The organism is Pseudomonas sp. TE12508 (assembly GCF_056279485.1).
The window spans coordinates 165,778-186,902 of record NZ_JBWCCN010000017.1 but is presented as its reverse complement, the minus strand read 5'-3'; the positions used below and the strand labels follow the sequence as shown (position 1 = coordinate 186,902).

Annotated in this window: 22 protein-coding genes; 7 read left to right on the top strand and 15 right to left on the bottom strand. The window is 58.6% G+C overall.

Annotated features, from left to right (window positions below; genetic code table 11):
* Window positions 1-100: 100 nt before the first annotated feature.
* From msrQ to ACZ9IM_RS23135, 6 genes are all read right to left on the bottom strand, one after another.
* The gene (gene msrQ, locus ACZ9IM_RS23160) at window positions 101-721 is read right to left on the bottom strand and encodes a protein-methionine-sulfoxide reductase heme-binding subunit MsrQ (RefSeq protein ID WP_427628303.1); all 621 of its coding nucleotides are present in this window, start codon (window positions 719-721) and stop codon (window positions 101-103) included.
* Window positions 721-1,734 carry a protein-methionine-sulfoxide reductase catalytic subunit MsrP gene (gene msrP / locus ACZ9IM_RS23155; protein ID WP_427628301.1) on the bottom strand — a complete coding sequence of 338 codons (1,014 nt, stop codon included), beginning with the start codon at window positions 1,732-1,734 and terminating at the stop codon, window positions 721-723. Before msrP ends, msrQ begins: the two co-directional genes overlap by 1 nt.
* A gap of 63 nt (window positions 1,735-1,797) precedes the next feature.
* Window positions 1,798-2,655, bottom strand: a complete 858-nt coding sequence (gene pssA, locus ACZ9IM_RS23150; protein WP_427628299.1) for a CDP-diacylglycerol--serine O-phosphatidyltransferase — start codon at window positions 2,653-2,655, stop codon at window positions 1,798-1,800.
* Between the two features lie 146 nt (window positions 2,656-2,801).
* Window positions 2,802-3,818, bottom strand: a complete 1,017-nt coding sequence (ilvC, locus tag ACZ9IM_RS23145; protein ID WP_003185459.1) for a ketol-acid reductoisomerase — start codon at window positions 3,816-3,818, stop codon at window positions 2,802-2,804.
* 47 nt (window positions 3,819-3,865) lie between these two features.
* Window positions 3,866-4,357: an acetolactate synthase small subunit gene (ilvN, locus tag ACZ9IM_RS23140; protein WP_003176102.1), complete on the bottom strand. Its 492-nt coding sequence runs from the start codon at window positions 4,355-4,357 to the stop codon at window positions 3,866-3,868.
* Window positions 4,358-4,359: 2 nt separating this feature from the next.
* Window positions 4,360-6,084, bottom strand: coding sequence for an acetolactate synthase 3 large subunit (locus ACZ9IM_RS23135; protein WP_123497228.1), 1,725 nt, complete (start codon window positions 6,082-6,084; stop codon window positions 4,360-4,362).
* Window positions 6,085-6,484: 400 nt separating this feature from the next.
* Here ACZ9IM_RS23135 and ACZ9IM_RS23130 point away from each other — a divergent pair, with 400 nt between their 5' ends.
* Window positions 6,485-6,907 carry a DUF4124 domain-containing protein gene (locus ACZ9IM_RS23130; protein ID WP_476225043.1) on the top strand — a complete coding sequence of 141 codons (423 nt, stop codon included), beginning with the start codon at window positions 6,485-6,487 and terminating at the stop codon, window positions 6,905-6,907.
* A 121-nt stretch (window positions 6,908-7,028) separates the two neighbouring features.
* On the opposite strand, the gene ACZ9IM_RS23125 is transcribed toward ACZ9IM_RS23130, so the two are convergent.
* The 3 genes from ACZ9IM_RS23125 to mrcB are packed head-to-tail and all read right to left on the bottom strand — an operon-like array spanning window position 7,029 to window position 10,433.
* Complete coding sequence (locus tag ACZ9IM_RS23125) at window positions 7,029-7,364, bottom strand: YqcC family protein (RefSeq protein ID WP_476225042.1); 336 nt, start codon at window positions 7,362-7,364, stop codon at window positions 7,029-7,031.
* Entirely contained in the window at window positions 7,364-8,098 is a 735-nt protein-coding gene (locus ACZ9IM_RS23120; RefSeq protein ID WP_476225041.1) for a tetratricopeptide repeat protein, read from the bottom strand. Before ACZ9IM_RS23120 ends, ACZ9IM_RS23125 begins: the two co-directional genes overlap by 1 nt.
* Window positions 8,099-8,114: 16 nt before the next feature.
* Window positions 8,115-10,433: a penicillin-binding protein 1B gene (gene mrcB / locus ACZ9IM_RS23115; RefSeq protein WP_427626821.1), complete on the bottom strand. Its 2,319-nt coding sequence runs from the start codon at window positions 10,431-10,433 to the stop codon at window positions 8,115-8,117.
* A gap of 118 nt (window positions 10,434-10,551) precedes the next feature.
* Between mrcB and ACZ9IM_RS23110 the strand changes: the two genes are divergently transcribed.
* The 3 genes from ACZ9IM_RS23110 (at window position 10,552) to ACZ9IM_RS23100 (ending at window position 13,051) form a co-directional block, all read left to right on the top strand.
* Window positions 10,552-12,108 carry a bifunctional aminoglycoside phosphotransferase/ATP-binding protein gene (locus ACZ9IM_RS23110; protein ID WP_427626823.1) on the top strand — a complete coding sequence of 519 codons (1,557 nt, stop codon included), beginning with the start codon at window positions 10,552-10,554 and terminating at the stop codon, window positions 12,106-12,108.
* Window positions 12,109-12,199: 91 nt separating this feature from the next.
* The gene (locus ACZ9IM_RS23105; RefSeq protein WP_008015079.1) at window positions 12,200-12,544 is read left to right on the top strand and encodes a pentapeptide repeat-containing protein; all 345 of its coding nucleotides are present in this window, start codon (window positions 12,200-12,202) and stop codon (window positions 12,542-12,544) included.
* Window positions 12,545-12,778: 234 nt separating this feature from the next.
* Window positions 12,779-13,051 (top strand): TfoX/Sxy family protein, encoded by a 273-nt coding sequence (locus ACZ9IM_RS23100; protein ID WP_007902045.1) that lies wholly within the window; start codon window positions 12,779-12,781, stop codon window positions 13,049-13,051.
* 268 nt (window positions 13,052-13,319) lie between these two features.
* On the opposite strand, the gene ACZ9IM_RS23095 is transcribed toward ACZ9IM_RS23100, so the two are convergent.
* Genes ACZ9IM_RS23095 through ACZ9IM_RS23080 form a run of 4 tightly spaced genes read right to left on the bottom strand, consistent with a single transcriptional unit; the run spans window position 13,320 to window position 16,881 of the window.
* Window positions 13,320-14,186: a ChaN family lipoprotein gene (locus ACZ9IM_RS23095; protein WP_427626824.1), complete on the bottom strand. Its 867-nt coding sequence runs from the start codon at window positions 14,184-14,186 to the stop codon at window positions 13,320-13,322.
* A 21-nt stretch (window positions 14,187-14,207) separates the two neighbouring features.
* Complete coding sequence (locus tag ACZ9IM_RS23090; RefSeq protein WP_427626826.1) at window positions 14,208-14,975, bottom strand: heme ABC transporter ATP-binding protein; 768 nt, start codon at window positions 14,973-14,975, stop codon at window positions 14,208-14,210.
* Entirely contained in the window at window positions 14,975-15,958 is a 984-nt protein-coding gene (locus ACZ9IM_RS23085; RefSeq protein ID WP_427626878.1) for a FecCD family ABC transporter permease, read from the bottom strand. The genes ACZ9IM_RS23090 and ACZ9IM_RS23085 overlap by 1 nt, the downstream gene beginning before the upstream one ends.
* Before the next feature lie 50 nt (window positions 15,959-16,008).
* Window positions 16,009-16,881 carry a heme/hemin ABC transporter substrate-binding protein gene (locus tag ACZ9IM_RS23080; RefSeq protein WP_427626828.1) on the bottom strand — a complete coding sequence of 291 codons (873 nt, stop codon included), beginning with the start codon at window positions 16,879-16,881 and terminating at the stop codon, window positions 16,009-16,011.
* A gap of 166 nt (window positions 16,882-17,047) precedes the next feature.
* On the opposite strand from ACZ9IM_RS23080, the gene ACZ9IM_RS23075 reads away from it, so the two are divergent.
* Window positions 17,048-17,365 (top strand): Rieske (2Fe-2S) protein, encoded by a 318-nt coding sequence (locus ACZ9IM_RS23075; RefSeq protein ID WP_476225040.1) that lies wholly within the window; start codon window positions 17,048-17,050, stop codon window positions 17,363-17,365.
* On the opposite strand, the gene sfsA is transcribed toward ACZ9IM_RS23075, so the two are convergent.
* Both sfsA and ACZ9IM_RS23065 read right to left on the bottom strand, forming a co-directional pair.
* A complete protein-coding gene (sfsA, locus tag ACZ9IM_RS23070; RefSeq protein ID WP_476225039.1) occupies window positions 17,354-18,067 on the bottom strand; it encodes a DNA/RNA nuclease SfsA in 714 nt (237 codons plus the stop codon). The two genes, ACZ9IM_RS23075 and sfsA, sit on opposite strands and share 12 nt — an antisense overlap.
* Window positions 18,067-19,239 carry a pyridoxal phosphate-dependent aminotransferase gene (locus ACZ9IM_RS23065; RefSeq protein WP_007902028.1) on the bottom strand — a complete coding sequence of 391 codons (1,173 nt, stop codon included), beginning with the start codon at window positions 19,237-19,239 and terminating at the stop codon, window positions 18,067-18,069. Before ACZ9IM_RS23065 ends, sfsA begins: the two co-directional genes overlap by 1 nt.
* A 334-nt stretch (window positions 19,240-19,573) precedes the next feature.
* On the opposite strand from ACZ9IM_RS23065, the gene dksA reads away from it, so the two are divergent.
* Window positions 19,574-20,014 (top strand): RNA polymerase-binding protein DksA, encoded by a 441-nt coding sequence (gene dksA / locus ACZ9IM_RS23060; RefSeq protein WP_007902025.1) that lies wholly within the window; start codon window positions 19,574-19,576, stop codon window positions 20,012-20,014.
* 207 nt (window positions 20,015-20,221) lie between these two features.
* Window positions 20,222-21,118, top strand: coding sequence for a tRNA glutamyl-Q(34) synthetase GluQRS (gene gluQRS / locus ACZ9IM_RS23055; RefSeq protein WP_476225038.1), 897 nt, complete (start codon window positions 20,222-20,224; stop codon window positions 21,116-21,118).
* Window positions 21,119-21,125: the final 7 nt, after the last annotated feature.

Genomic DNA, 21,125 nt, shown 5'->3' with positions numbered 1-21,125 from the left:
GAAAACTGCGTAACTCTTTGTTTACCAAGGAGTTTTCCGTTTCGACTGCGCCGGAAGTGGGGCGAATTATAGACTTCCAGAATCTGCCGTCAACCTCTAATTACGCTTTTCTTGCAGAAGGGGGCTTTTTAGCTGTTAAACGTGGAATCCGGCGGATTACAGGCGGCAATCTCAGCACCAACAACAATGCACCTATAGATGCATAGATCGCCCACTCCTTCAGATCGGCGCGAACGATCCACAACATATGCAGCAATCCGAGTCCGAGAACCACATAGACCAACCGATGCAACTTCTTCCAGCGAGCCCCCAAACGCCGCTGACTGTAGCGATTGGAGGTAACCGCCAATGCCAACAAACAGAGAAACCCCAGGGCCCCGACAATAATGTACGGCCGCTTGCGCAACTCGATACCCAACTGCGACCAATCAAAGCCAAGAATGAACGCTGTGTAACCGCTCAAATGCAGAACAACATAAGCGAAGCACCACAAACCCAACTGTCGTCGAACCGCTATCCATCCCGGCCAACCGGTGAGCTTCTGCAAAGGCGTGATGCTTAATGTAATGAGCAGCAGCACAAGCGTCCCCTGCCCCAGGCGGTCAACCAATACCTTGCCTGGATCAGGTCCCAGCACATCCGCCCAAGCCTGATACAACCAAAGCACTGGCCAAATCGCTGCAGTGATGAAGACGCCAATACGCCAGAACGGATATCGCATCAGTAATTCTTCCGCAGATCGAGCCCTGTATAGAGAGAAGCAACTTCATCCGAGTAGCCGTTGAACATTTGCGTGTCCCGCACATTGGGCTTGAACAGACCGCTCGGCAAACGCCTTTCCCGTGCCTGGGTCCAGCGCGGGTGATCGACTGTCGGGTTCACGTTCGCATAAAAACCATATTCATCGGAGGCGATACTCTGCCAAGTAGTTTTCGGCTGCTCACTGACCAGGCTGATCCGCACGATGGATTTGATGCTCTTGAAACCGTACTTCCAGGGCACCACCAGTCGCAGCGGCGCACCGTTCTGATTCGGTAACTCACGCCCATACATGCCCACAGCAAGAATCGCCAACGGATTCATCGCCTCATCCAGACGCAGCCCTTCTACATAAGGCCAGTCGATCAAGGCAAAGCCGGAACGCTGCCCGGGCATACTCTTGGGATCCTGCAAGGTTTCGAAGCGAATGAACTTGGCTCTGGACGTCGGCTCGACTTCCTTGAGCAAAGCCGAAACAGGAAAACCGATCCACGGAATGACCATCGACCAAGCTTCCACACAGCGAAGACGATAGATACGCTCTTCCAGTTGATAAGGCTTCATGAAGTCTTCCAGCGCATACCGCCCCGGCTTACCCACCTCCCCGTCCACCACCACGCTCCAGGGTTCGGTTTTCAGCGCACCGGCGTTGGCCGCGGGATCACCTTTATCGGTACCGAACTCATAGAAGTTGTTGTAGTGGGTCGCATCCTTGAAAGGTGTGATCGCCTCGTCTTTGACGTTGACCGCCCCCCATTTGGTAGAAGGAAGCTTTTCGGCAAACCATGAGGGCGCCTTGCCAGGCTCGACATCAACATAACGCGCAACATCGTCGGCACTCGCCCAACGCGGCAGACTGCCCACAGCCAAACCGGCGACGGTGGCACCTAATACACTGCGACGAGAAAGGTAGAGGGATTCAGGCGTGACGTCTGACTCATGACAGCCAGACGCTTTGGGGACTTTGATCAGCATGACAACTCCGCAGCTTTGGAGGACAGATGCACCCATAGACTGCGGAGTATGAGGGAAATTACATCACTCGGATTTTTTGTGCCGACGAAGGCGCAACAGGTACTGGACCGGCCCGGAAGCCGCATAGGCAAGGAAAACCAGCAGCAGGATACGCGGCGGATCACTGAACACAACGGCGAATACCAATACCACCGCGAGAATCGCGACAAAGGGAACACGCCCTTTCAAGTCCAGCTCCTTGAAGCTGTTGTACTTGATGTTACTGACCATCAGCATCCCGGCGGCGGCAACCATCAGTGCAACCAGGAACGACATCTTGGAACCCTGAATGCCGTAATCGCTGAATGCCCAGACAATGCCCGCGACGACACCGGCGGCGGCCGGACTGGCCAGGCCGATGAAGTAACGTTTGTCTGCGGTGCCGACTTGAGTGTTGAAACGCGCCAGACGTAACGCCGCCCCCGCTACATAGATGAAGGCGACCATCCAGCCGACCTTGCCCATATCGCCCAGGGCCCAGCCGAATGCCAGCAATGCCGGCGCCACACCAAAGGCAACCATGTCCGACAGCGAGTCGTACTCGGCACCGAAAGCGCTTTGGGTATTGGTCATACGGGCAACGCGACCGTCGAGGCCGTCGAGTACCATGGCGACGAAAATCGCGATCGCGGCAAATGCAAAATATTTGCTCGCGCCGATGGCATCACCGGCACTCAAGGCACTCTGGGCGCTCATCGAGTTGATGATGGAATAAAACCCTGCGAAGAGGTTCGCAGTGGTGAACAGATTCGGCAGAAGATAGATACCACGATGCCGGACTTTACGACCTTCAGCGTCATGCCCTTCTTCGATGTGTTCATCGATGGGCAGAAGGCTTTCGGCGTCAGAAGCCTGCTTTGGCTCTTCGGGACGTTCGCTCATGGACATTTACCTTGCAACGGGGTGGAAAGTTTCGACAGGTGTCCGGGACGACGGTGCGACCACAAACAATGCAGCTTTATACCAGAACCGGCGGATCCAAACGAAAAAACGCGGCCTAGGCCGCGTTTTTCGTACAAGCTCGGAACTTAGTTCTTGGCTTTGTCGACGATCTTGTTGGCACCGATCCAAGGCATCATGGAGCGCAGTTGCTCACCGATGATTTCGATACCGTGAGCGGCGTTGTTACGACGCTTGGCGGTCATCGAAGGATAGCCGGTGGCGCCCTCGCTGATGAACATCTTGGCGTATTCGCCGTCCTGAATACGTTTCAGGGCGTTGCGCATGGCCTGACGGGATTCGGCGTTGATCACTTCCGGACCGGTCACGTACTCGCCGTACTCAGCGTTGTTGGAGATCGAGTAGTTCATGTTGGCGATACCGCCTTCGTACATGAGGTCAACGATCAGCTTCAGTTCGTGCAGGCATTCAAAGTAGGCCATTTCCGGCGCATAGCCAGCTTCAACCAGGGTTTCGAAACCGGCTTTTACCAGCTCAACGGTACCGCCGCACAGAACGGCTTGTTCGCCGAACAGGTCGGTTTCGGTCTCGTCCTTGAAGGTGGTTTCGATGATGCCGGTACGACCGCCACCAACGCCAGCAGCGTAGGACAGTGCAACGTTTTTGGCGTTGCCCGAAGCATCCTGGTAGATAGCGATCAGGTCAGGGATACCGCCGCCTTTGACGAACTCGGAACGCACGGTGTGGCCCGGAGCTTTCGGCGCGATCATGATCACGTCGAGGTCAGCACGCGGCACAACCTGGTTGTAGTGAATCGCGAAACCGTGGGAGAAGGCCAGGGTGGCGCCTTTCTTGATGTTCGGCTCGATTTCGTTCTTGTACAGGGCAGACTGGAACTCGTCCGGGGTCAGGATCATGACCAGGTCGGCAGCCGCTACGGCGGAAGCAACGTCAGTCACTTTCAGGCCGTGGGCTTCAGCTTTGGCAACAGTAGCCGAACCTTTACGCAGACCAACAGTAACGTCAACGCCGGAGTCTTTCAGGTTGCACGCTTGAGCGTGGCCCTGGGAACCGTAACCGATGATGGCAACTTTCTTGCCCTGGATGATCGACAGGTCGCAGTCTTTATCGTAGAAAACTTTCATGAATTTCCCCTTTATATCTGGCCCTTCAGGCCATTCGCTAATTTGGTTTAGATGCTCAGTACTTTGTCGCCGCGGGCAATCCCGGTGACGCCACTGCGTACGGTTTCCAGAATCGAGGCAGTCCCGATCGATTGAATGAAGCTGTCGAGCTTGTCGCTGGTACCGGTCAATTGAACGGTATATACGCTAGCGCTGACATCAACGATCTGCCCACGATAAATATCGGTGGTGCGCTTGATCTCGGCGCGCTGGGCGCCGGTGGCCTTGACCTTGACCAGCATCAGTTCGCGCTCAATGTGAGCACTCTCCGACAGGTCGACCAGTTTTACCACTTCGATCAGCTTGTTCAGGTTCTTGGTGATCTGCTCGATGACTTCATCATGGCCGACAGTGGTCAGCGTCAGACGCGACAGAGTCGGGTCTTCGGTTGGTGCCACGGTCAGGCTTTCGATGTTGTAGTTGCGCTGCGAGAACAGGCCGACTACACGAGACAGAGCGCCTGGTTCGTTTTCCAGAAGCAAGGAAATAATGTGCCGCATGATTAAGTACGCTCCGTCTTGCTCAGCCACATATCGCGCATGGAGCCGTCTTTGATCTGCATCGGGTAGACGTGCTCGCTGGTGTCGACCGAAATATCGATAACCACCAGGCGATCTTTCATGGCGAACGCCTCTTCCATCTTCGACTTCAAATCTTTCGATTCGGTAATGCGCACGCCAACATGGCCATAGGCCTCGGCCAGCTTGACGAAGTCAGGCAACGATTCCATGTAGGAGTGCGAGTGGCGGCTGCCATAACTCATGTCCTGCCACTGGCGAACCATACCCAGTACACCGTTATTCAGAATGACGATCTTCACCGGCAAACCGTATTGCAGGCAGGTCGACAGTTCCTGAATGTTCATCTGGATGCTGCCCTCGCCCGTTACGCAGGCGACGTCATCATCCGGGAAGCTCAGCTTGATGCCCATGGCCGCCGGAAAACCGAAGCCCATGGTGCCCAGGCCACCGGAGTTGATCCAGCGGTTTGGTTTGTTGAACGTGTAGTACTGCGCAGCGAACATTTGGTGCTGACCCACGTCGGAGGTCACAAAGGCGTCGCCCTTGGTCACTTCGCACAGGGTTTCGATCACGGTCTGCGGCTTGATCACGCTGCCGTCGCCCTTGTCATAAGGGAACAGGCCGCGATCACCGCGCCACTCATCGACTTGCTTCCACCAGCTGGCAACGGACTCTTTGTTCGGGGTCTCGCCGATTTCCTTGAGGATCGCGACCATTTCGGTCAGGACACTTTCGACCGGACCGACGATAGGCACGTCTGCCTTGATGGTCTTGGAGATCGAAGCCGGGTCGATGTCGATGTGAATGATCTTGGCATTCGGACAGAACTTGGCCGGGCCGTTGATCACGCGATCGTCGAAACGCGCGCCGACTGCAAGGATGACATCGGCATGGTGCATCGCCAGGTTGGCGGTGTAGCTGCCGTGCATGCCGAGCATGCCAATGAACTGACGGTCGGTGCCAGGGTAGGCCCCCAAACCCATCAGGGTATTGGTCACTGGCAGGTTGAGCATCTTCGCCAGTTCGGTCAGCGGCGCGGAGCCACCACCGAGAATCACCCCGCCGCCTGAATAAAGCACAGGACGCTTGGCCGCCAGGAGCATTTCGGCTGCCTTGCGGATTTGCCCGGAGTGACCGCGAACGGCCGGGCTATAGGAACGCAGCTTGGCTTTTTTCGGGAAGATGTATTCGAACTTCTCGGCCGGGTTGGTCATGTCTTTCGGGATATCGACAACGACCGGACCAGGACGACCGGATTGCGCCAGGTAGAACGCTTTCTTCATGACTTCCGGGATTTCCGACGCATGCTTGATCATGAAGCTGTGCTTAACGATCGGCCGGGAGATACCGATCATGTCGGTTTCCTGGAATGCATCAGTGCCTACCATGGTGCTAGGCACCTGGCCGGAAATGATCACCATCGGAATGGAGTCCATGTAGGCCGTGGCAATACCGGTGATGGCGTTGGTTGCGCCCGGGCCGGAGGTTACCAGTACCACACCGGCTTTACCGGTGGCACGGGCATAGCCGTCAGCCATATGGGTCGCAGCCTGCTCGTGACGAACCAGGATGTGGGTCACTTCCGGTTCTTTGAACAGGGCATCATAGACATGAAGAAGAGCACCGCCCGGGTACCCGTAGATATATTTGACGCCTTCGTCACGCAAAAAGCGGACGAGCATCTCACCGCCAGATAAAAGCTCCACGTTGTTCACCTCTAAAACGCCAGAATACCGCCCACATACAAGAGGACGGGTCTTAATAGGTTTACTTCTCGGCAGAGCATGAGCGACGGTGGTCGCCGACTACGTCAGCACTGACTGAGCAAGTATTGGGATCGTCCCAAGTGTTGCGGGCCTTTCCCACCCAGCGCGAGGTAACGCGTTGCGGGTGTAACAGGTCGGCGCGGATGTGCGCCTCATGATCTACCGAGTGGGTCTGCTTCTGGCAGTCCCTCTACAGCGGACTTTGGATTCTTCTGTTTCGCCCATCGCAAGTCAAGCCGTCAATGTGCTTTATTCGAACTAAGCGCATGAGAACGCAAGAAAAAACCTTTAAACCGCAACTGTGTTAGCTTCGATTGCGCACCCATGACAAGGAAATGGCATGCGAACGTTCTTCTTCACCGCCGGCTTGCTGATCAGCCTGAGCCCTTTGTGCATGGCGGGTCAGATCTATAAATGGGTCGATGCCCAGGGCGTTACCCATTTCGATGCGCAACCGCCCCCAGGCCAGGAGCCCACCCTCGTGGTGACGCCCGCCCCGCCCGTCGGCAAACCGAGCGTGCCGCCGAGCAGCAACGTCATAGGCGATCAACGGGCCATCGACAACAAAGTGAAAAAGCAGGTCGCAGAGCAGCAAGACCAGCTAAAAGTATTCTGCGAACAGGCCCGAACGAACCTGGCTCAACTGCAGAATAATCCGCGACTACGGGAGGATGTCGACGGTGAGATGCGCCGCCTGACCGACCAACAACGTCAGGAGCGCATCACCGAAGCACAGAAACAGATCGCGAAAAACTGCATGTAGGAGCTGTCGAGTGAAACGAGGCTGCGATCTTTTGATCTTGGCATTTTAAAAGATCAAAAGATCGCAGCCTCGTTTCACTCGACAGCTCCTACGACTCCCACGGCGCCTACAACGGCTGGAGTCAGCGAGAGGCGGTGATCAACAGGTCGAACTCTTTGAGCAAGACCTGAAGCTGTCGATCCTTGCCCTGGACGTTGCGGGCGGCGAAGACCATTTCGGCCATCTCCTGGATTCCCGACGCGTTGGGTAATGGCAGGTCTTGCTCCAGGATCGACTTCATTCTTGGCAGGAAGATCCATTGCAGCCATTGCTCGAAATCCAGCGTATCCACCGAAAATGGTTCGACACTGGATAGCGCTTCAGCAGACGGCGCGACTTCGTCCCACCAGCCCTGGACACGCAGTTCGCGCTCGATCAACAGCAACTGCTCGGCAATCTTCGGGAAGCGTGCATCCATCACAGCGAGACCTTGGCCTTCTGACGAGCCAACGCTGCACCGGCGGAGTCACCCTGCTTCTCACGAGCCTGGGCGATCAATTCCCACAGGCTGGCCTGAAGGGCCGGACGACCACTGGCGAACGTCAAACCACGACGAGCGAATTGTTCGGCCTGTGCCGCATCGCCTTGAGCCATACGTACCTGGGCCAGACGATAAAGCACTTGTGGCTCACGCGGCGCGACACGCTGGGCGCGCTCGAGACTGGAAGACGCACCATTAAGGTCGCCGCTGGCCTGTTGCTGCTGGGCAGTGGTCAACAACGCCAGGACCGGACCGTCCAGTTGCTCATCGGCAGACAGGCCGCCGGAGCTCGCCGAAGGAATCCCGCTCGGCGTCGATGGCATGCTGTAGCTGCCCTGATTGATCGGTGCCGACTGAACCGGCGAGGTATCGATCGGCCCCGGAGTGATCGGGCCTGGGGTAATCGGCGAAGTGCTGATCGGGGCCGAGGAAACAGCGCCACCACCCGGCACCATCACAACAACGCCAGTGTCACCTTGAGGGATCGCCTGAGTCTGGGCTTGCGCAGGATGTTTTACCGTCGACTGCCGGAAACCGCCATTCGCCGAAATCCGTTCGCTGTTGGAGACGGCGGTGCCGGAATCCACAACCGGGATCGAACCACGCTGTACGGTGGAGCAGCCGCTGAGCAAAGCCACGGCGGTCACTGCTGGAATCAACCACTTGTTCACTTGAAACCCTCTTTGCTTAATTCATCCAGCCCTTGACCCAATCCATCACCGATTCAGCAGGGCTTTCACCACCGCAAGCGGGACCGGGAGGCGGTTCGCTGCCGCGAATATACGGCATCTGCACTGCGCCTGGGCAGCTGCCTTCAGAACCTTGTCCGGTGCGCGAATCGACCCAGGCCTGAACAATGTTGTCCGGCTGCGGCATGTCCAGCGGCAGCGGATCGGCTTTGCGCATGAAACTGGTCCAGACCTGCAGCGCACCGGTGGCACCGGTGAACGGCGTCTTGCCGTTATCATCGCGCCCCAGCCAGACCACCGCCAGCAGATCCTGACTGAAACCGGCGAACCAGCTGTCCCGCGAATCGTTACTGGTACCGGTTTTGCCGGCCAGGGTCAGGGTTTTCGGCAACACGTTATAAACCGAACTACCGGTGCCTTCACGCATGACTCGTTGCATGGCGCTCTGAACCAGGTAAATGGACGCCGGATCGAACTGCTGCTGAATCTGGAATGGATAACGCTTGAGCGGCTCGCCCTCGGCAGTCAGCACGCTGCGAATCCCGCGCATCGGCGTATTGAATCCGCCGTTGGCCAGTGTCTGGTACATGGTCGCCACTTCGATCGGGGTCAAGCCACCGGCCCCAAGCAACATCGACGGGAACGCCGGGAACTCGCGACTCACCCCCAGACGTGCCAGGGTCTTCAAGACATTCGGTACGCCCACCGCCAAGCCGAGACGTGCGGTCGACAGGTTGTAGGAATGCGCCAGCCCTTGATAAAGGAACACCGTACCGTGGGAACGGCGATCATAGTTCTGCGGTTTCCAGACCTGACCGTCCGCACCTTTGACCGAAAAGGATTCGTCCGACAGCCAACTGGTCAGCGTGTACTGGCTCGGCTTCTCGAGGGCTGTGAGATAAACCGCCGGTTTGATCAACGAGCCGATCGGTCGTACTGCGTCCAGCGCCCGGTTGAAACCGGCAAAACCCGCCTGACGGCTGCCGATCATCGCCTGGACTTCTCCGGTTTCCGGGTTGGTCACGACCATGGCCGCCTCAACCTCATCGGAACCCTTGCGCCCGGCCAGACGCTTGAACGTGTCGTTGACCGAGGCTTCGGCTTTCATCTGCAGGATCGGGTCGAAACTGGTGAAAATCCGCAACCCTTCTTCGGTCAAGTCTTCGTCGCGGTAGTCTTCGCGCAACTGACGTTTAACCAGGTCGAGGAAGCCCGGGAACGAGCTGTCAGCCAACTTGCCGCGAGTGGTCACACCCAGTGGCATTTTCTTCGCCGCCTCAACCTGTTCGGCGGTGGCAACGCCTTGTTCCCCCAGAACATCGAGCACCAGATTGCGCCGCTCCAGCGCCCGCTCAGGGTTGCGACGCGGGTTGTAATAGGACGGCCCCTTGACCATGCCCACCAACAAAGCAACTTGATGCAGTTTCAGCTCAGACAATGGCTGCCCGAAGAAGAACTGACTGGCCAGGCCGAAACCGTGCACCGCGCGCTGACCATCCTGGCCGACGAACACTTCATTGAGGTAAGCCTCAAGAATTTCGCGCTTGTCGTAATGCAGCTCAAGCAACAACGCCATCATGGCTTCGGTGAGCTTACGGGTCAGGCTGCGTTCGCTGGTGAGGTAAAAGTTCTTGACCAACTGTTGCGTCAGCGTACTGCCGCCCTGGGTCATTTTGCCGCCCGAGGTGTTGACGTAGATGGCTCGGACAATCGACTTCGGCGACACGCCCCAGTGACTGTAGAAATCCCGGTCTTCTACGGCAATCAGGGTTTCGAGCAGATACGGCGGAACCTGATCGATTTTGATCAGGATGCGGTCTTCAAGGTTTTTCGGGTAAATCCCGCCAATCAGCAGCGGCTCCAGGCGAACCACAGAAAGCTTCGAACCGTTGGTCGCCGAGAGCTCGGCCACGTAATCGCCGGAGAAGCGCACGCGCACAGGCTGAGCCGTCTCCATGCCTTCATAGAACTGGAAGCCTCGGGTATTCAAGTCGATGGTATTGCCATTGACCGCCGCCGCGCCAGGGCCGTTGCTGACGGCTTCGCGTCGGTAGCCCAAGGCATCGAGCTCGGTGAGGAAGTCTTCCTTGCTCAGCTTTTGGCCAGTGAACAGCTCAAGCGGGCGCGCGTACACCTTGGCCGGGATGGTCCAGCGCTTGCCGGAGAATTTCTCCTGGACCACTGCGTCGAGGTAAACCGCGAACCCGGCAAGCACCACAAGGCCGACCAGGCTGAGTTTAAGGGCCCAGCCCAGCCAGGGGCGCATGCCCTTGGAAGGTGGTTTTTTGGGGGTGCGGGGGGATCGAGTACGAGTCATGGCGGCGGATTATACGCACTTTATTCATCCTCAACAGAAGCCCGCTGAGGTTTGCGTCGGGCAGACTTGCGGCCATAATGGCGGCCTTGAATTTTTCCCAGACTCTGAAGGATCGCCTGTGAGCCAGTCCCTGATCGCTGCCCTGCAAAACCCGGCCCTCTACCCGCATCCCGTAGAAGGGTTTCAGGTCATCGAAACCCATATTTCGTGGGTGCTGCTCACCGGCCCCTACGCTTATAAAGTGAAGAAGCCAGTGAACTTTGGCTTCCTCGACTTCACCAGCCTCGAGGCTCGCGAGCATTTCTGTGCTGAAGAGCTGCGCCTGAACCAGCGCCTGACCCAAGATTTGTATCTTGAAGTGTTGCCTATCACTGGCAGCGCCGAGGCGCCACAACTGGGTGGCGATGGCCCGATTGTCGATTACGCCCTGAAAATGCGTCAGTTCCCACAAAGCCAATTGCTCAGCACCTTGCAAGCCAACGGCGAATTGACCACCACGCACATCGACGAGATGGCGGCGCAGATCGCTCAATTCCACCTCAGCGCGCCAAAAGTGCCTGCCGAACACGAAGCCGGCACGCCGGACAGCGTGATGGCGCCGGTGCGGCAGAACTTCGAACAGATCCGCCCGTTCCTCAGCGACAAGGCCGATCTGCTGCAACTCGAGGCGCTGCAAGCCTGGGCCGAAAGCAGCTTCGAACGCCTCAAGCCACTATTCGCCCAGCGTAAGGCCGACGGTTTCATTCGTGAATGCCACGGTGACATTCATTTGGGCAACGCCACCGTGATCGACGGCAAAGTGGTGATCTTCGACTGCATCGAATTCAACGAACCGTTCCGCTTCACCGACGTTTACGCCGACACCGGCTTCCTGGCCATGGACCTGGAAGACCGCGGCCTGAAAAGCCTGGCGCGCCGTTTCATCAGCCAATACCTGGAACTGACTGGCGACTATCAGGGCCTGGAGCTGCTGAACTTCTATAAAGCCTACCGCGCACTGGTTCGCGCCAAGGTCAGCCTGTTCAGCATGCCGGCCGAGGCCGATCCGGTGCAGCGCGCTACCACGCTGCGTCAGTACCGCAACTACGCCAACCTGGCGGAAAGCTACAGCACCATTCCTTCGCGCTTCCTGGCGATCACCCACGGCGTTTCCGCCGTCGGCAAGAGTCACGTGGCCATGCGCCTGGTGGAAGCGCTGGGCGCCATCCGCTTGCGTTCCGATGTCGAGCGCAAGCGTATGTTCGGCGAGCAAGCCGTACCGAACGACCTGCAGGCCGGTATTTATAGCGCCGACGCCAGCGCCGCTACTTACAGCCGTCTGCATGAAATTGCCGGTGTAATTTTGCATGCCGGTTTCCCGGTGGTGGTCGATGCCACGTACCTCAAGCGCGACCAACGCGACGGCGCGGCAAAAATCGCCGAAGCCACGGGTGCGCCGTTCCTGATCCTCGATTGCGACGCACCGCAAGCGGTGATCGAAAGCTGGCTGAAGCAACGTCAGGCAGACAGTAAGGATCCGTCTGACGCCAACCTGGCCGTTATCGCCGCCCAGCAAGCCAGCCGCGAGGCCCTGACGCCAGCAGAAATTCTCTGCAGCAAACGCGTCCAGACCAATGAAAGTGGCACGCTCGATACCGTCGTTGCGCAGATTCGCCAACGTCTGCCAGGCCTGTAAGAAACTATTTCAACCGTGAAGCCTTCACCGGCTTCACGGCTGCCAAATAGTGGCACTATACTGGCGCCATAAAACCATCAGGTGATGTGACATGAGCCAGCCGAAACTTCTCGACACCCCGCTTTATGCCTTGCTGCACAAAGACGACATCACAGGCTTTAACAACGAACGCCCGAAAGATGGACCTATCGACATGGTCGGCGGCGACTTCCGTGGTCTCGATCTGCGTGAACTGAACGCCGACGGCGTCGACTTCACAGATGCCTATTTCCGCTCTGCCGACTTGCGCGGCATCGACTTTCGCAACGCTTCCCTGGAAGGCGCGAGCCTGGCCCACGCACAGATCTCCGGCGCCTACTTCCCGCCAGAGCTGAGCGCCGATGAGATTCTGATGTCGATGAATTTCGGTACGCGACTGCGTTATCGCACTCGCTAAAAGCGAGGCTCTACCAAGTCCGGCGCCCCTGCCTAGCGCTGGACTTGTACTTTTTTACCCCCCCCCGAAACTCACATCTTCCGACCGCACTCGCAGCCTTTTCCCGCCACTTCTAGAGCCCGCGTCTTAGAAGCTTTTGCGTCGAAACCGACCAAACAATCACGCTTTTCCTACTGATGGCTACACTGCTGAGAGGCTCGCCCACGCACCGTTCGGCTGTCGCAAGGAGGCTTGATGAATGATGAACTGCAACACCTGAAGAATCTTGGCAAGACGTCGGCGCAATGGCTGCATGCCGTGGGCATCCACAGTGCATCGGACTTGCGTCGGCTGGGAGCTGTGGATGCTTATCGGGCCGTGCGCACGCGCGGTTTTCGGGCCTCCAAGGTGTTGTTGTATGCGATCGAAGGCGCACTGATGGATGTTCACTGGAACGACATTCCCGCCGAACGCAAGGAAGCCCTGAACAAACAGCTGGACGCTATCTCGTCACGCCACAAGATTTGAACGGGTAATTACGCTTACGCACACAGCCTGAAGAGCAATGATTGCAAGGCCTTCACCAAGGGAACTGGTGAGATCCACAGAAATTGAAAATCAGCGGTTGACTTGGTAATGAGAATCGCTATGATTATCACAACTGGTCGCGAGACTGGTCGATATTCTGAAAAGCCCTTGGTTCGGACTCTCAGATTATCTCCTCATCAGGCTAATCACGGTTATTTGACCCGGCTCTTGCCGGGTCTTTTTTTGCCTGTGGAAAACTCGCCAGGTTTTACTGCCCTGACTGCTTGCCGAACTGTTTACGCATTTGCGCGCAGTAATCCTGCGGTGGCGTGGCGGGCGTATACCAAACGTAATCGGCCATGGCCGGCGTGACCTCTGCACCCCGCTCCGCCAGCATCAATACCATCGGCGCTTCAGACTCACCCAAGTCCTGAACATGGATCGGCACCCCGACATCCTTGCGTGCGTGGTACGCGCCAGCAAACAACAGAGAAGGCGTCGGTGCGGCCAGTAATCGCCCGGCCATCCGCCGGTCACGTTGCTGCTGGACGGCAAGCATCGCGGGCATTTGCGATGTGGGCAGCAAGCCGCAGTGGGAATCGCTGATTTGTGCCAGCAACTCATCCTTGACCACCGGCGCGTTAGAGAGCGAACCGCTCAATGCCGGGGGTTTGGCGTAGACATTACGGACTTCAAGCGTATCCAGATTGGCCGCCAGCAACGGGTACGGCTGAGTCAGGGCAAAACCAACGATCGGCCCATACAGATTCCAGTCCCAACCCGGTTGCCAGGCCAATGCATTGGGCAAGTCAGCGGGTAGCGGTGAAGAGCGCTTAACATGATCGACGCGCCCTTGTTGATCCGGCGTGAGCATTTCCAGCAGTAGACTGCCTTGGGGTCGCTGCTCATTCAGCGTCTGTAACAACCACAATTGCAGTTGATGGTGATCACGATTGTCATGCTGCTCGCCGACGATCAACCGCGAAGGCTTGGCCAACCGTGCAAGCAGTTCCTGCGCGGTCAGTGTTTGCCCGCTACGCAGGTCCCGGATCTCGCCGCTGACGGGTGGCGATACCGCCGGCACATGCTGACAGGCACTCAGTAACAGCACAGCCAGGATCACCATCACACGCATGTTCTCACCTCGATGAAATGCTTAGCGGGCGATGATCAGCGGATGCCCACGCTCCGGGTGCAGCTGCACCAGTACTTCCAGCCCGAACACGGCCTTGAGCGGTTCCGGGCGCAGCACCTGCTCCGGTGTATCCAGCGCCACGGGACGCCCACCTTCGAGCAGTAATAGTCGATCACAATAGCGTGCCGCCAGGTTCAGATCATGCAGGATCACCAGCACCGCGGCACCGCGATTGGCGAACTCGCGCACCGCTTGCAGAGTGGTGTGTTGGTGCAGCGGGTCGAGCATCGACGTCGGTTCGTCGAGCAACAACGTTTGCCCCGCCTCCCCCGGCCACAGCTGCGCCAGCACCCGCGCCAGGTGCACCCGCTGACGTTCACCGCCAGACAGCGCCAGATAACTGCGTCCACTCAGGTGCCGCGCATCGGCCGCGTGCAGCGCGGCGGCGACGATTTCGTCATCCCTGACCCGGCCGCTTTGATAAGGCAAACGCCCCATGCCGACCACTTCTTCGACGAGAAAGGCAAAGTCCAGGGTCGACACCTGCGGCAACACTGCCAAACGCTGGGCTCGCTGCGCCCCGGCCCAATGATTCAGCTCGCGCTCATCGAGCCAGACACTGCCGTGGTCCGCCTGCAATTCGCCGCAGAGGGCGCCGAGCAATGTGCTTTTACCGGCACCGTTGGGGCCCAGCACGCCGAGGACTTCGCCCGGCTTGAGTTCAAGGGTGATGTCGGTGAGAACAATCTTTCGACCGCGCCGGATTTGCAGGTTCTGCGCTCGCAACATCAGGCACGCCCTCTGAGCAGTAGATACAGAAAGAACGGTGCGCCGATGAAGGCCGTGACGATCCCGATCGGCAATTCGGCCGGTGCCAGGGCCAGCCGCGCCACCAGATCGGCAAACAACAACAGACTGGCACCCGCCAGCACTGAAGCCGGCAGCAGCACTCGATGATCGGGACCGGCCAACAGACGCACCAGATGCGGCACCACCAGACCGACGAACCCGATCATCCCCGCTGCCGCGACCGCCGCACCGACACCCAGCGCCGTGCAGAACACCAACTCGCGCTTGAGCCCTTCGACATCGATGCCCAGGTGACCGGCCTCCGACTCCCCCAAAAGCAACGCATTCAAGGCTTTGGCCCGGCGCGGCAGCCACAACGCCACGCCGGCAGTGACCAGCAACAACGGCCAGAGTCGCGAATAGCTGGCGCCATTAAGGCTGCCCAGATTCCAGAACGTCAGGGTGCGCAGCGTTGCGTCGTCCGCCAGATAGGTGAACAGACCCACGGCGGATCCGGCCAGTGCGGTCAACGCAATACCGGCCAACAGCATGGTCGCGACATGGGTCTGCCCGTTGCGCCGGCCCAGCCGATACACCAGCGCCGTCACGCCGAGCCCACCAAGAAACGCGCACAGCGATAATAGGTAAGGCCCGAAGGATTCAGGTAGACCGCCGAACGCAGAACCACCGACAATCGCGATCGCCGCACCCAACGCCGCGCCGCTCGAGACGCCCACCAGCCCCGGATCGGCCAGAGGATTACGAAACAACCCCTGCATCGCCACGCCAGACAACGCCAACACCCCCCCCACCGCCAACCCCAACAAGGTTCGCGGCAGACGAATCTGCCCGAGGATCAGCTCGGCCTGCTCCAGCCCGTCGGGCGCGATCGGTACACCCACCAACCGCAGGGCTGCACGCAAGGTGTCGAACAACGGCAAGCTCACCGGTCCAAGCGCCAATGACAACCAGATGGCCAACACACACAGCAGGATCAGACCAATGAACAAAGCACGGGGTTTAACCAGGATGGTCATTGGCCGGCCGAATCGGGGTAAAAGGCGTCAGACAGTTTTTTCAACGCAGGGGGTAGCCGCGGTCCCAATCCCCCGACCAACAAAGTCGGATCAAGCTCCATGACTCGCCCGTCCTTGGCCGCGCGGGTCGAGGACAGGATCGGGTTCTCCTTGAACAATGCCGCACGGGCCGCATCGCCGATCAGTGCGCGATCGGCAAACACCAGCACCTCAGGATCCAGACTGACCAGGGATTCGACAGAAAAGGGTTTGTAGCCGGTATGCGTGGCCAGATTGTGCCCTCCGGCCTGTTGCAGCAACCAATCAGCGGCGGTGTCCTTGCCGGCGATGAGCGGTTTGCCGCCCGCGTGACCAAGCAACAACAGCACGCCCGGCGATTTTTGCGTCAGTTGTGACTGAGTGACCCGCCCCCTTTCATGATCGAGCATCTGTTGATAACTCTTGAACAACTGCGTCGCCCAGTCTTCAGCGCCGAGCAACGAGCCCAAATGCTTCAAGTTGTTCTGCAAAGTCATCAGATCCGGCTTAGCGGAAAACAGTTCGATTTGCACACCGGCACTGCGAATCTGCGACAGCACCGGCGGCGGCCCCATTTCTTCGGTGCCGATCAAAATCTGCGGGCGTAAGCTCAAGATGCCCTCCGCCGACAGTTGCCGCTGATACCCGATTCTTGGCAGCGTCTTGAGGGAGTCAGGATACTGACTGGTGGTATCGACACCGACCAGTTTTGACGCTCCGCCCAGCGCGATGACCCACTCCGTCAGCGCTCCACCGGCACTGACCCAACGTTGTGGCAACTCGGCCGTTGCGCCGTGGTGGCTGACGAGGAGTCCGACACAGAGCGCAACAACACGGGTACTCAGGCGCATAAACAGCTTCCTTTAAGGGTTTTCCCGGGCATCGAAATGACAGGCCACGTATCCTTGGCGTCTGGCACCCATGCCTGAAGGGCAAGACGGCCATTTGATAATTGCTTGCATTTGAACGTCAAGCTCGGACATATCTGGTCACGAGCCGCGGAACTTGAGGATAGACATGAAGTTTCTTTGCGCAGGCGCCGAATTGGCTGACGCCAGCAGTCGCGGTTTCGACATCGACGGCCAGAAACTCCTGGCCGTGCGCCGGGGCGGCCGGGTGTATGTGTATGAAAATCGCTGCCCGCACCGGGGCGTCGGACTGGAATGGAAGCCCGACCAGTTTCTCGACCCCAGCAACAGCATGATCCAGTGCGCCACCCATGGCGCACTGTTCCTGATTGAAGACGGCGAATGCGTCGCCGGCCCATGCGCCGGGCAATCCCTGACTACCATCCCCAGCCGCGAAGACGAGCAAGGAATCTGGCTAACCGTTTAACAGCACCTCCAGGCGCCGATCGACCACTATCTCTTCGTGGGTCAAGTGCACGCCATACGCCAGCACTTCGACCCCGCACGCCACCGCTTCGCGTAACGCCGCGGCGTAGGCCGAATCGATTTCTTCAGCAGGACGCACGGAGTCGATGCCGGTCAGGTTCACGCAATACAACTGCACGGCACGAATCCCGTCCCGGGCCAAATGCGCCAACTCTCGCAAATGCTTGGCTCCGCGCTGGGTCACTGCGTCTGGAAATGCCGCCACCAACGAGCCATCGAAGCCCAGGGTCACGCTTTTGACTTCCACATAAGCCGGCCCGCTCGGGTAGTCGAGACGGAAATCGATGCGGCTGCTCTCCAGACCATAGGCCACTTCGCGCTTCAGTTCGGTAAAGCCGTTCAGCTCGGTGATGACATTGGCCCGCAACGCCTCCTCGATCAAACCGTTGGCGCGCCCGGTGTTTACGCAAAACAACCGCCCTTGCGGGGTTTCCCCGACTTCCCAGGTGCCGGGCAATTTACGCTTGGGGTCGTTGGAACGGCTGAACCAGACCTGCCCGCCTTCAACCTGGCAATTAAGCATCGAACCGGTGTTTGGGCAGTGAATGGTCAGCAACTCGCCGCTAACGGTTTCGATATCGGCGAGAAAACGTTTGTAGCGACGAATCAAGCGACCTTCTTCGAGCGGAGGATGAAAGCGCATCAGCCTTGCCAGCTCTTCAAACCGCGAGCGATCCGTTCGACCGCTTCTTGCAAGCGTGGAAGACTCTGGGTATAGGCAAACCGCACATGATGCCCGGCCTGATAACGACCGAAGTCCAGGCCCGGCGTAATCGCGACGTGCTCGGTTTCGAGGAAATGTCGGCAAAACGCGAAGGCATCGCCGCCGAACTTGCTGATATCGGCGTACAAATAGAACGCACCTTCCGGCTCTACGGCAATACCGAAGCCCAATTCACGCAGGGCTGGCAACAGGAAATCACGACGTCGTCCGAACTCGGCGCGGCGCTCCTCGAAAATTTGAATAGTGGCGGGTTCGAAGCAAGCCAATGCGGCGTGCTGGGCCATGCTCGGCGCACTGATGTAGAGGTTTTGGGCGAGCTTCTCCAGCTCACCAACCGCCGCTTCTGGTGCTACCAGCCAACCGAGACGCCAGCCGGTCATGCCGAAATACTTGGAAAAACTATTGAGGACGAAGGCGCTGTCATCGACTTCCAGCACGCTGGCCGCCTCCGTGCCGTAAGTCAGGCCATGGTAGATCTCGTCGACCACCAAATGGCCGTGGCGGGCCTTGATCGCTGCAGACAGCCCGGCCAACTCGTCGCGGGTCAGGATGGTCCCGGTCGGGTTGGCCGGCGACGCTACCAGCGCGCCGACACTGTCGTGATCCCAGTGACGCGCAACCAAGTCCGGGGTCAGCTGATAACGCACGTCCGGGCCGACCGGCACCAGTTGCGCCGCGCCTTCCACCAACCGCAGGAAATGCCGGTTGCACGGGTAACCCGGGTCTGCCAGCAGCCAGTGTTTACCTGGGTCCACCAGCAAGGCGCTGGCCAACAGCAATGCGCCTGAACCGCCGGGCGTGATAAGAATTCGTTGCGGATCGATGTTCAGCCCGTAACGTTGCTGATAAAAGCCCGAAATGGCTTCACGCAGCTCAGGAATGCCGCGAGCGGCGGTGTAACGAGTCTTTCCCGCCGTCAGCGCGGCCTGGCCGGCCTGGATGATCGGCTCGGCGGTGGTGAAGTCCGGCTCGCCGATTTCCAGGTGAATCACGTCGTGGCCGGCTGCTTGCAGCTCGTTGGCCCGCGCCAGCAGGGCCATAACGTGAAACGGTTCGATAGCGCGACTGCGCGCACTGTAGGACAGAGCCATTAGCCTTCCTTACAACGGGGAAAAGAATCGATTCTACCCAAGCGCAGGAACGAGCGAGAACCTAAAGCGGTCAGAGCCCATATAACGCTGGTCTCAAACGGTTCAAGCGTATGCTCCAGGTTTGACTAAAATCAATAATTGATCAGGTCTCCAGAGCCACCAGGCAAGGCTTTGCAATCTTTTGCAAGCGCCACGGGCCGCGGGCTCGACATCCGGGAGTAGCGCGGTCCGATTTGATCTGGTAAGTTCGCCCGCTTGCAGCCGCAGGGCCGGCAGGTGTCGGTGATGGAGCAATCCTGCGCAATGGATTACAAGAGTAGAGGCGGTCCATTTCATGCCCACCCAAGCAAAGCAGCAAAATCAGTCGATCAGCGGCTTCGAACCCTACAAAGAAGTGAAGGGCGAAGAGTACATGGGCAAGCCCATGCGCGCTCACTTCACCAAGATCCTGAACAAGTGGAAACAGGACTTGATGCAGGAAGTCGACCGTACTGTTGATCACATGAAAGACGAAGCGGCCAACTTTCCTGACCCGGCAGACCGTGCCAGCCAGGAAGAGGAATTCAGCCTCGAATTGCGCGCCCGCGATCGCGAGCGCAAGTTGATCAAGAAAATCGACAAAACACTGCAATTGATCGAAGACGAAGAATACGGCTGGTGCGAATCCTGTGGCGTCGAAATCGGCGTCAAGCGACTGGAAGCCCGCCCTACCGCCGACATGTGCGTTGACTGCAAGACCCTGGCGGAAATCAAGGAAAAGCAAGTCGGCAAGTAATCTTTGCGACTTGAACGAAGAACGGAGCGTGCGAACGCTCCGTTTTTTTGTTTCTGACATTTCCCCTGGCAGCAAACCTGTGGGAGCGGGCTTGCTCGCGAAAGCAGTGTGTCAGGCAACATTAATGTTGAAGCTGATGGCCCCTTCGCGAGCAAGCCCGCTCCCACAGGTGGCTGGTGCACGCCCGGACAACGTAATATCGACCTTATGACCGCCATCGCCTCCCCCGCCTACATTGGGCGTTTCGCCCCTACACCCAGTGGCCACTTGCATTTCGGTTCGCTGGTCGCAGCGCTGGCCTCGTACCTCGACGCCCGTTCGGTCGGCGGCCGCTGGTTGGTGCGCATGGAAGATCTCGATCCGCCGCGCGAAGAACCCGGCGCTCAGGCGGCGATTCTCAAGGCCTTGGAAAGCTACGGGTTCGAGTGGGATGGCGACATGGTCCGACAGAGCGAGCGACACGCTGCCTATGACGAAGTCATCAATCGCCTGTTCAATCAGGGCCTGGCCTACGCTTGCACCTGTTCGCGCAAGCAATTGGAGCCGTATCACGGCATCTATCCCGGGTTCTGCCGCAACGCGGGGCACGGCACCGAGAACGCCGCGATCCGCTTGCGTGTACCGGAACTGGAATACCACTTCATCGACCGGGTGCAGGGCGAATTCCGTCAACACCTGGGCCGGGAAGTCGGTGATTTCGTGATCCGCCGTCGCGACGGGCTCTACGCCTATCAATTGGCGGTGGTGCTGGACGACGCCTGGCAAGGCATCACCGATATCGTGCGCGGTGCCGATCTGCTGGATTCCACGCCGCGCCAGCTCTATCTACAAGAACTGCTGGGCCTGCCGCAACCGCGCTACCTGCACATCCCGCTGATTACCCAGCCGGACGGCCACAAACTCGGCAAATCCTATCGCTCGCCGCCGTTGACCGAAGATCAGGCCACGCCGCTGTTGCTGCGCGCATTAAGGGCGCTGGGGCACAAGCCTGTCACCGAACTGAATGACGCCACGCCACGGCAAGTGCTGAACTGGGGGATTACCCACTGGGATGCATCGCTGATCCCGCGCACACTGACGTTGCCTGAAGCGCAACTGCAGTGATGCCACT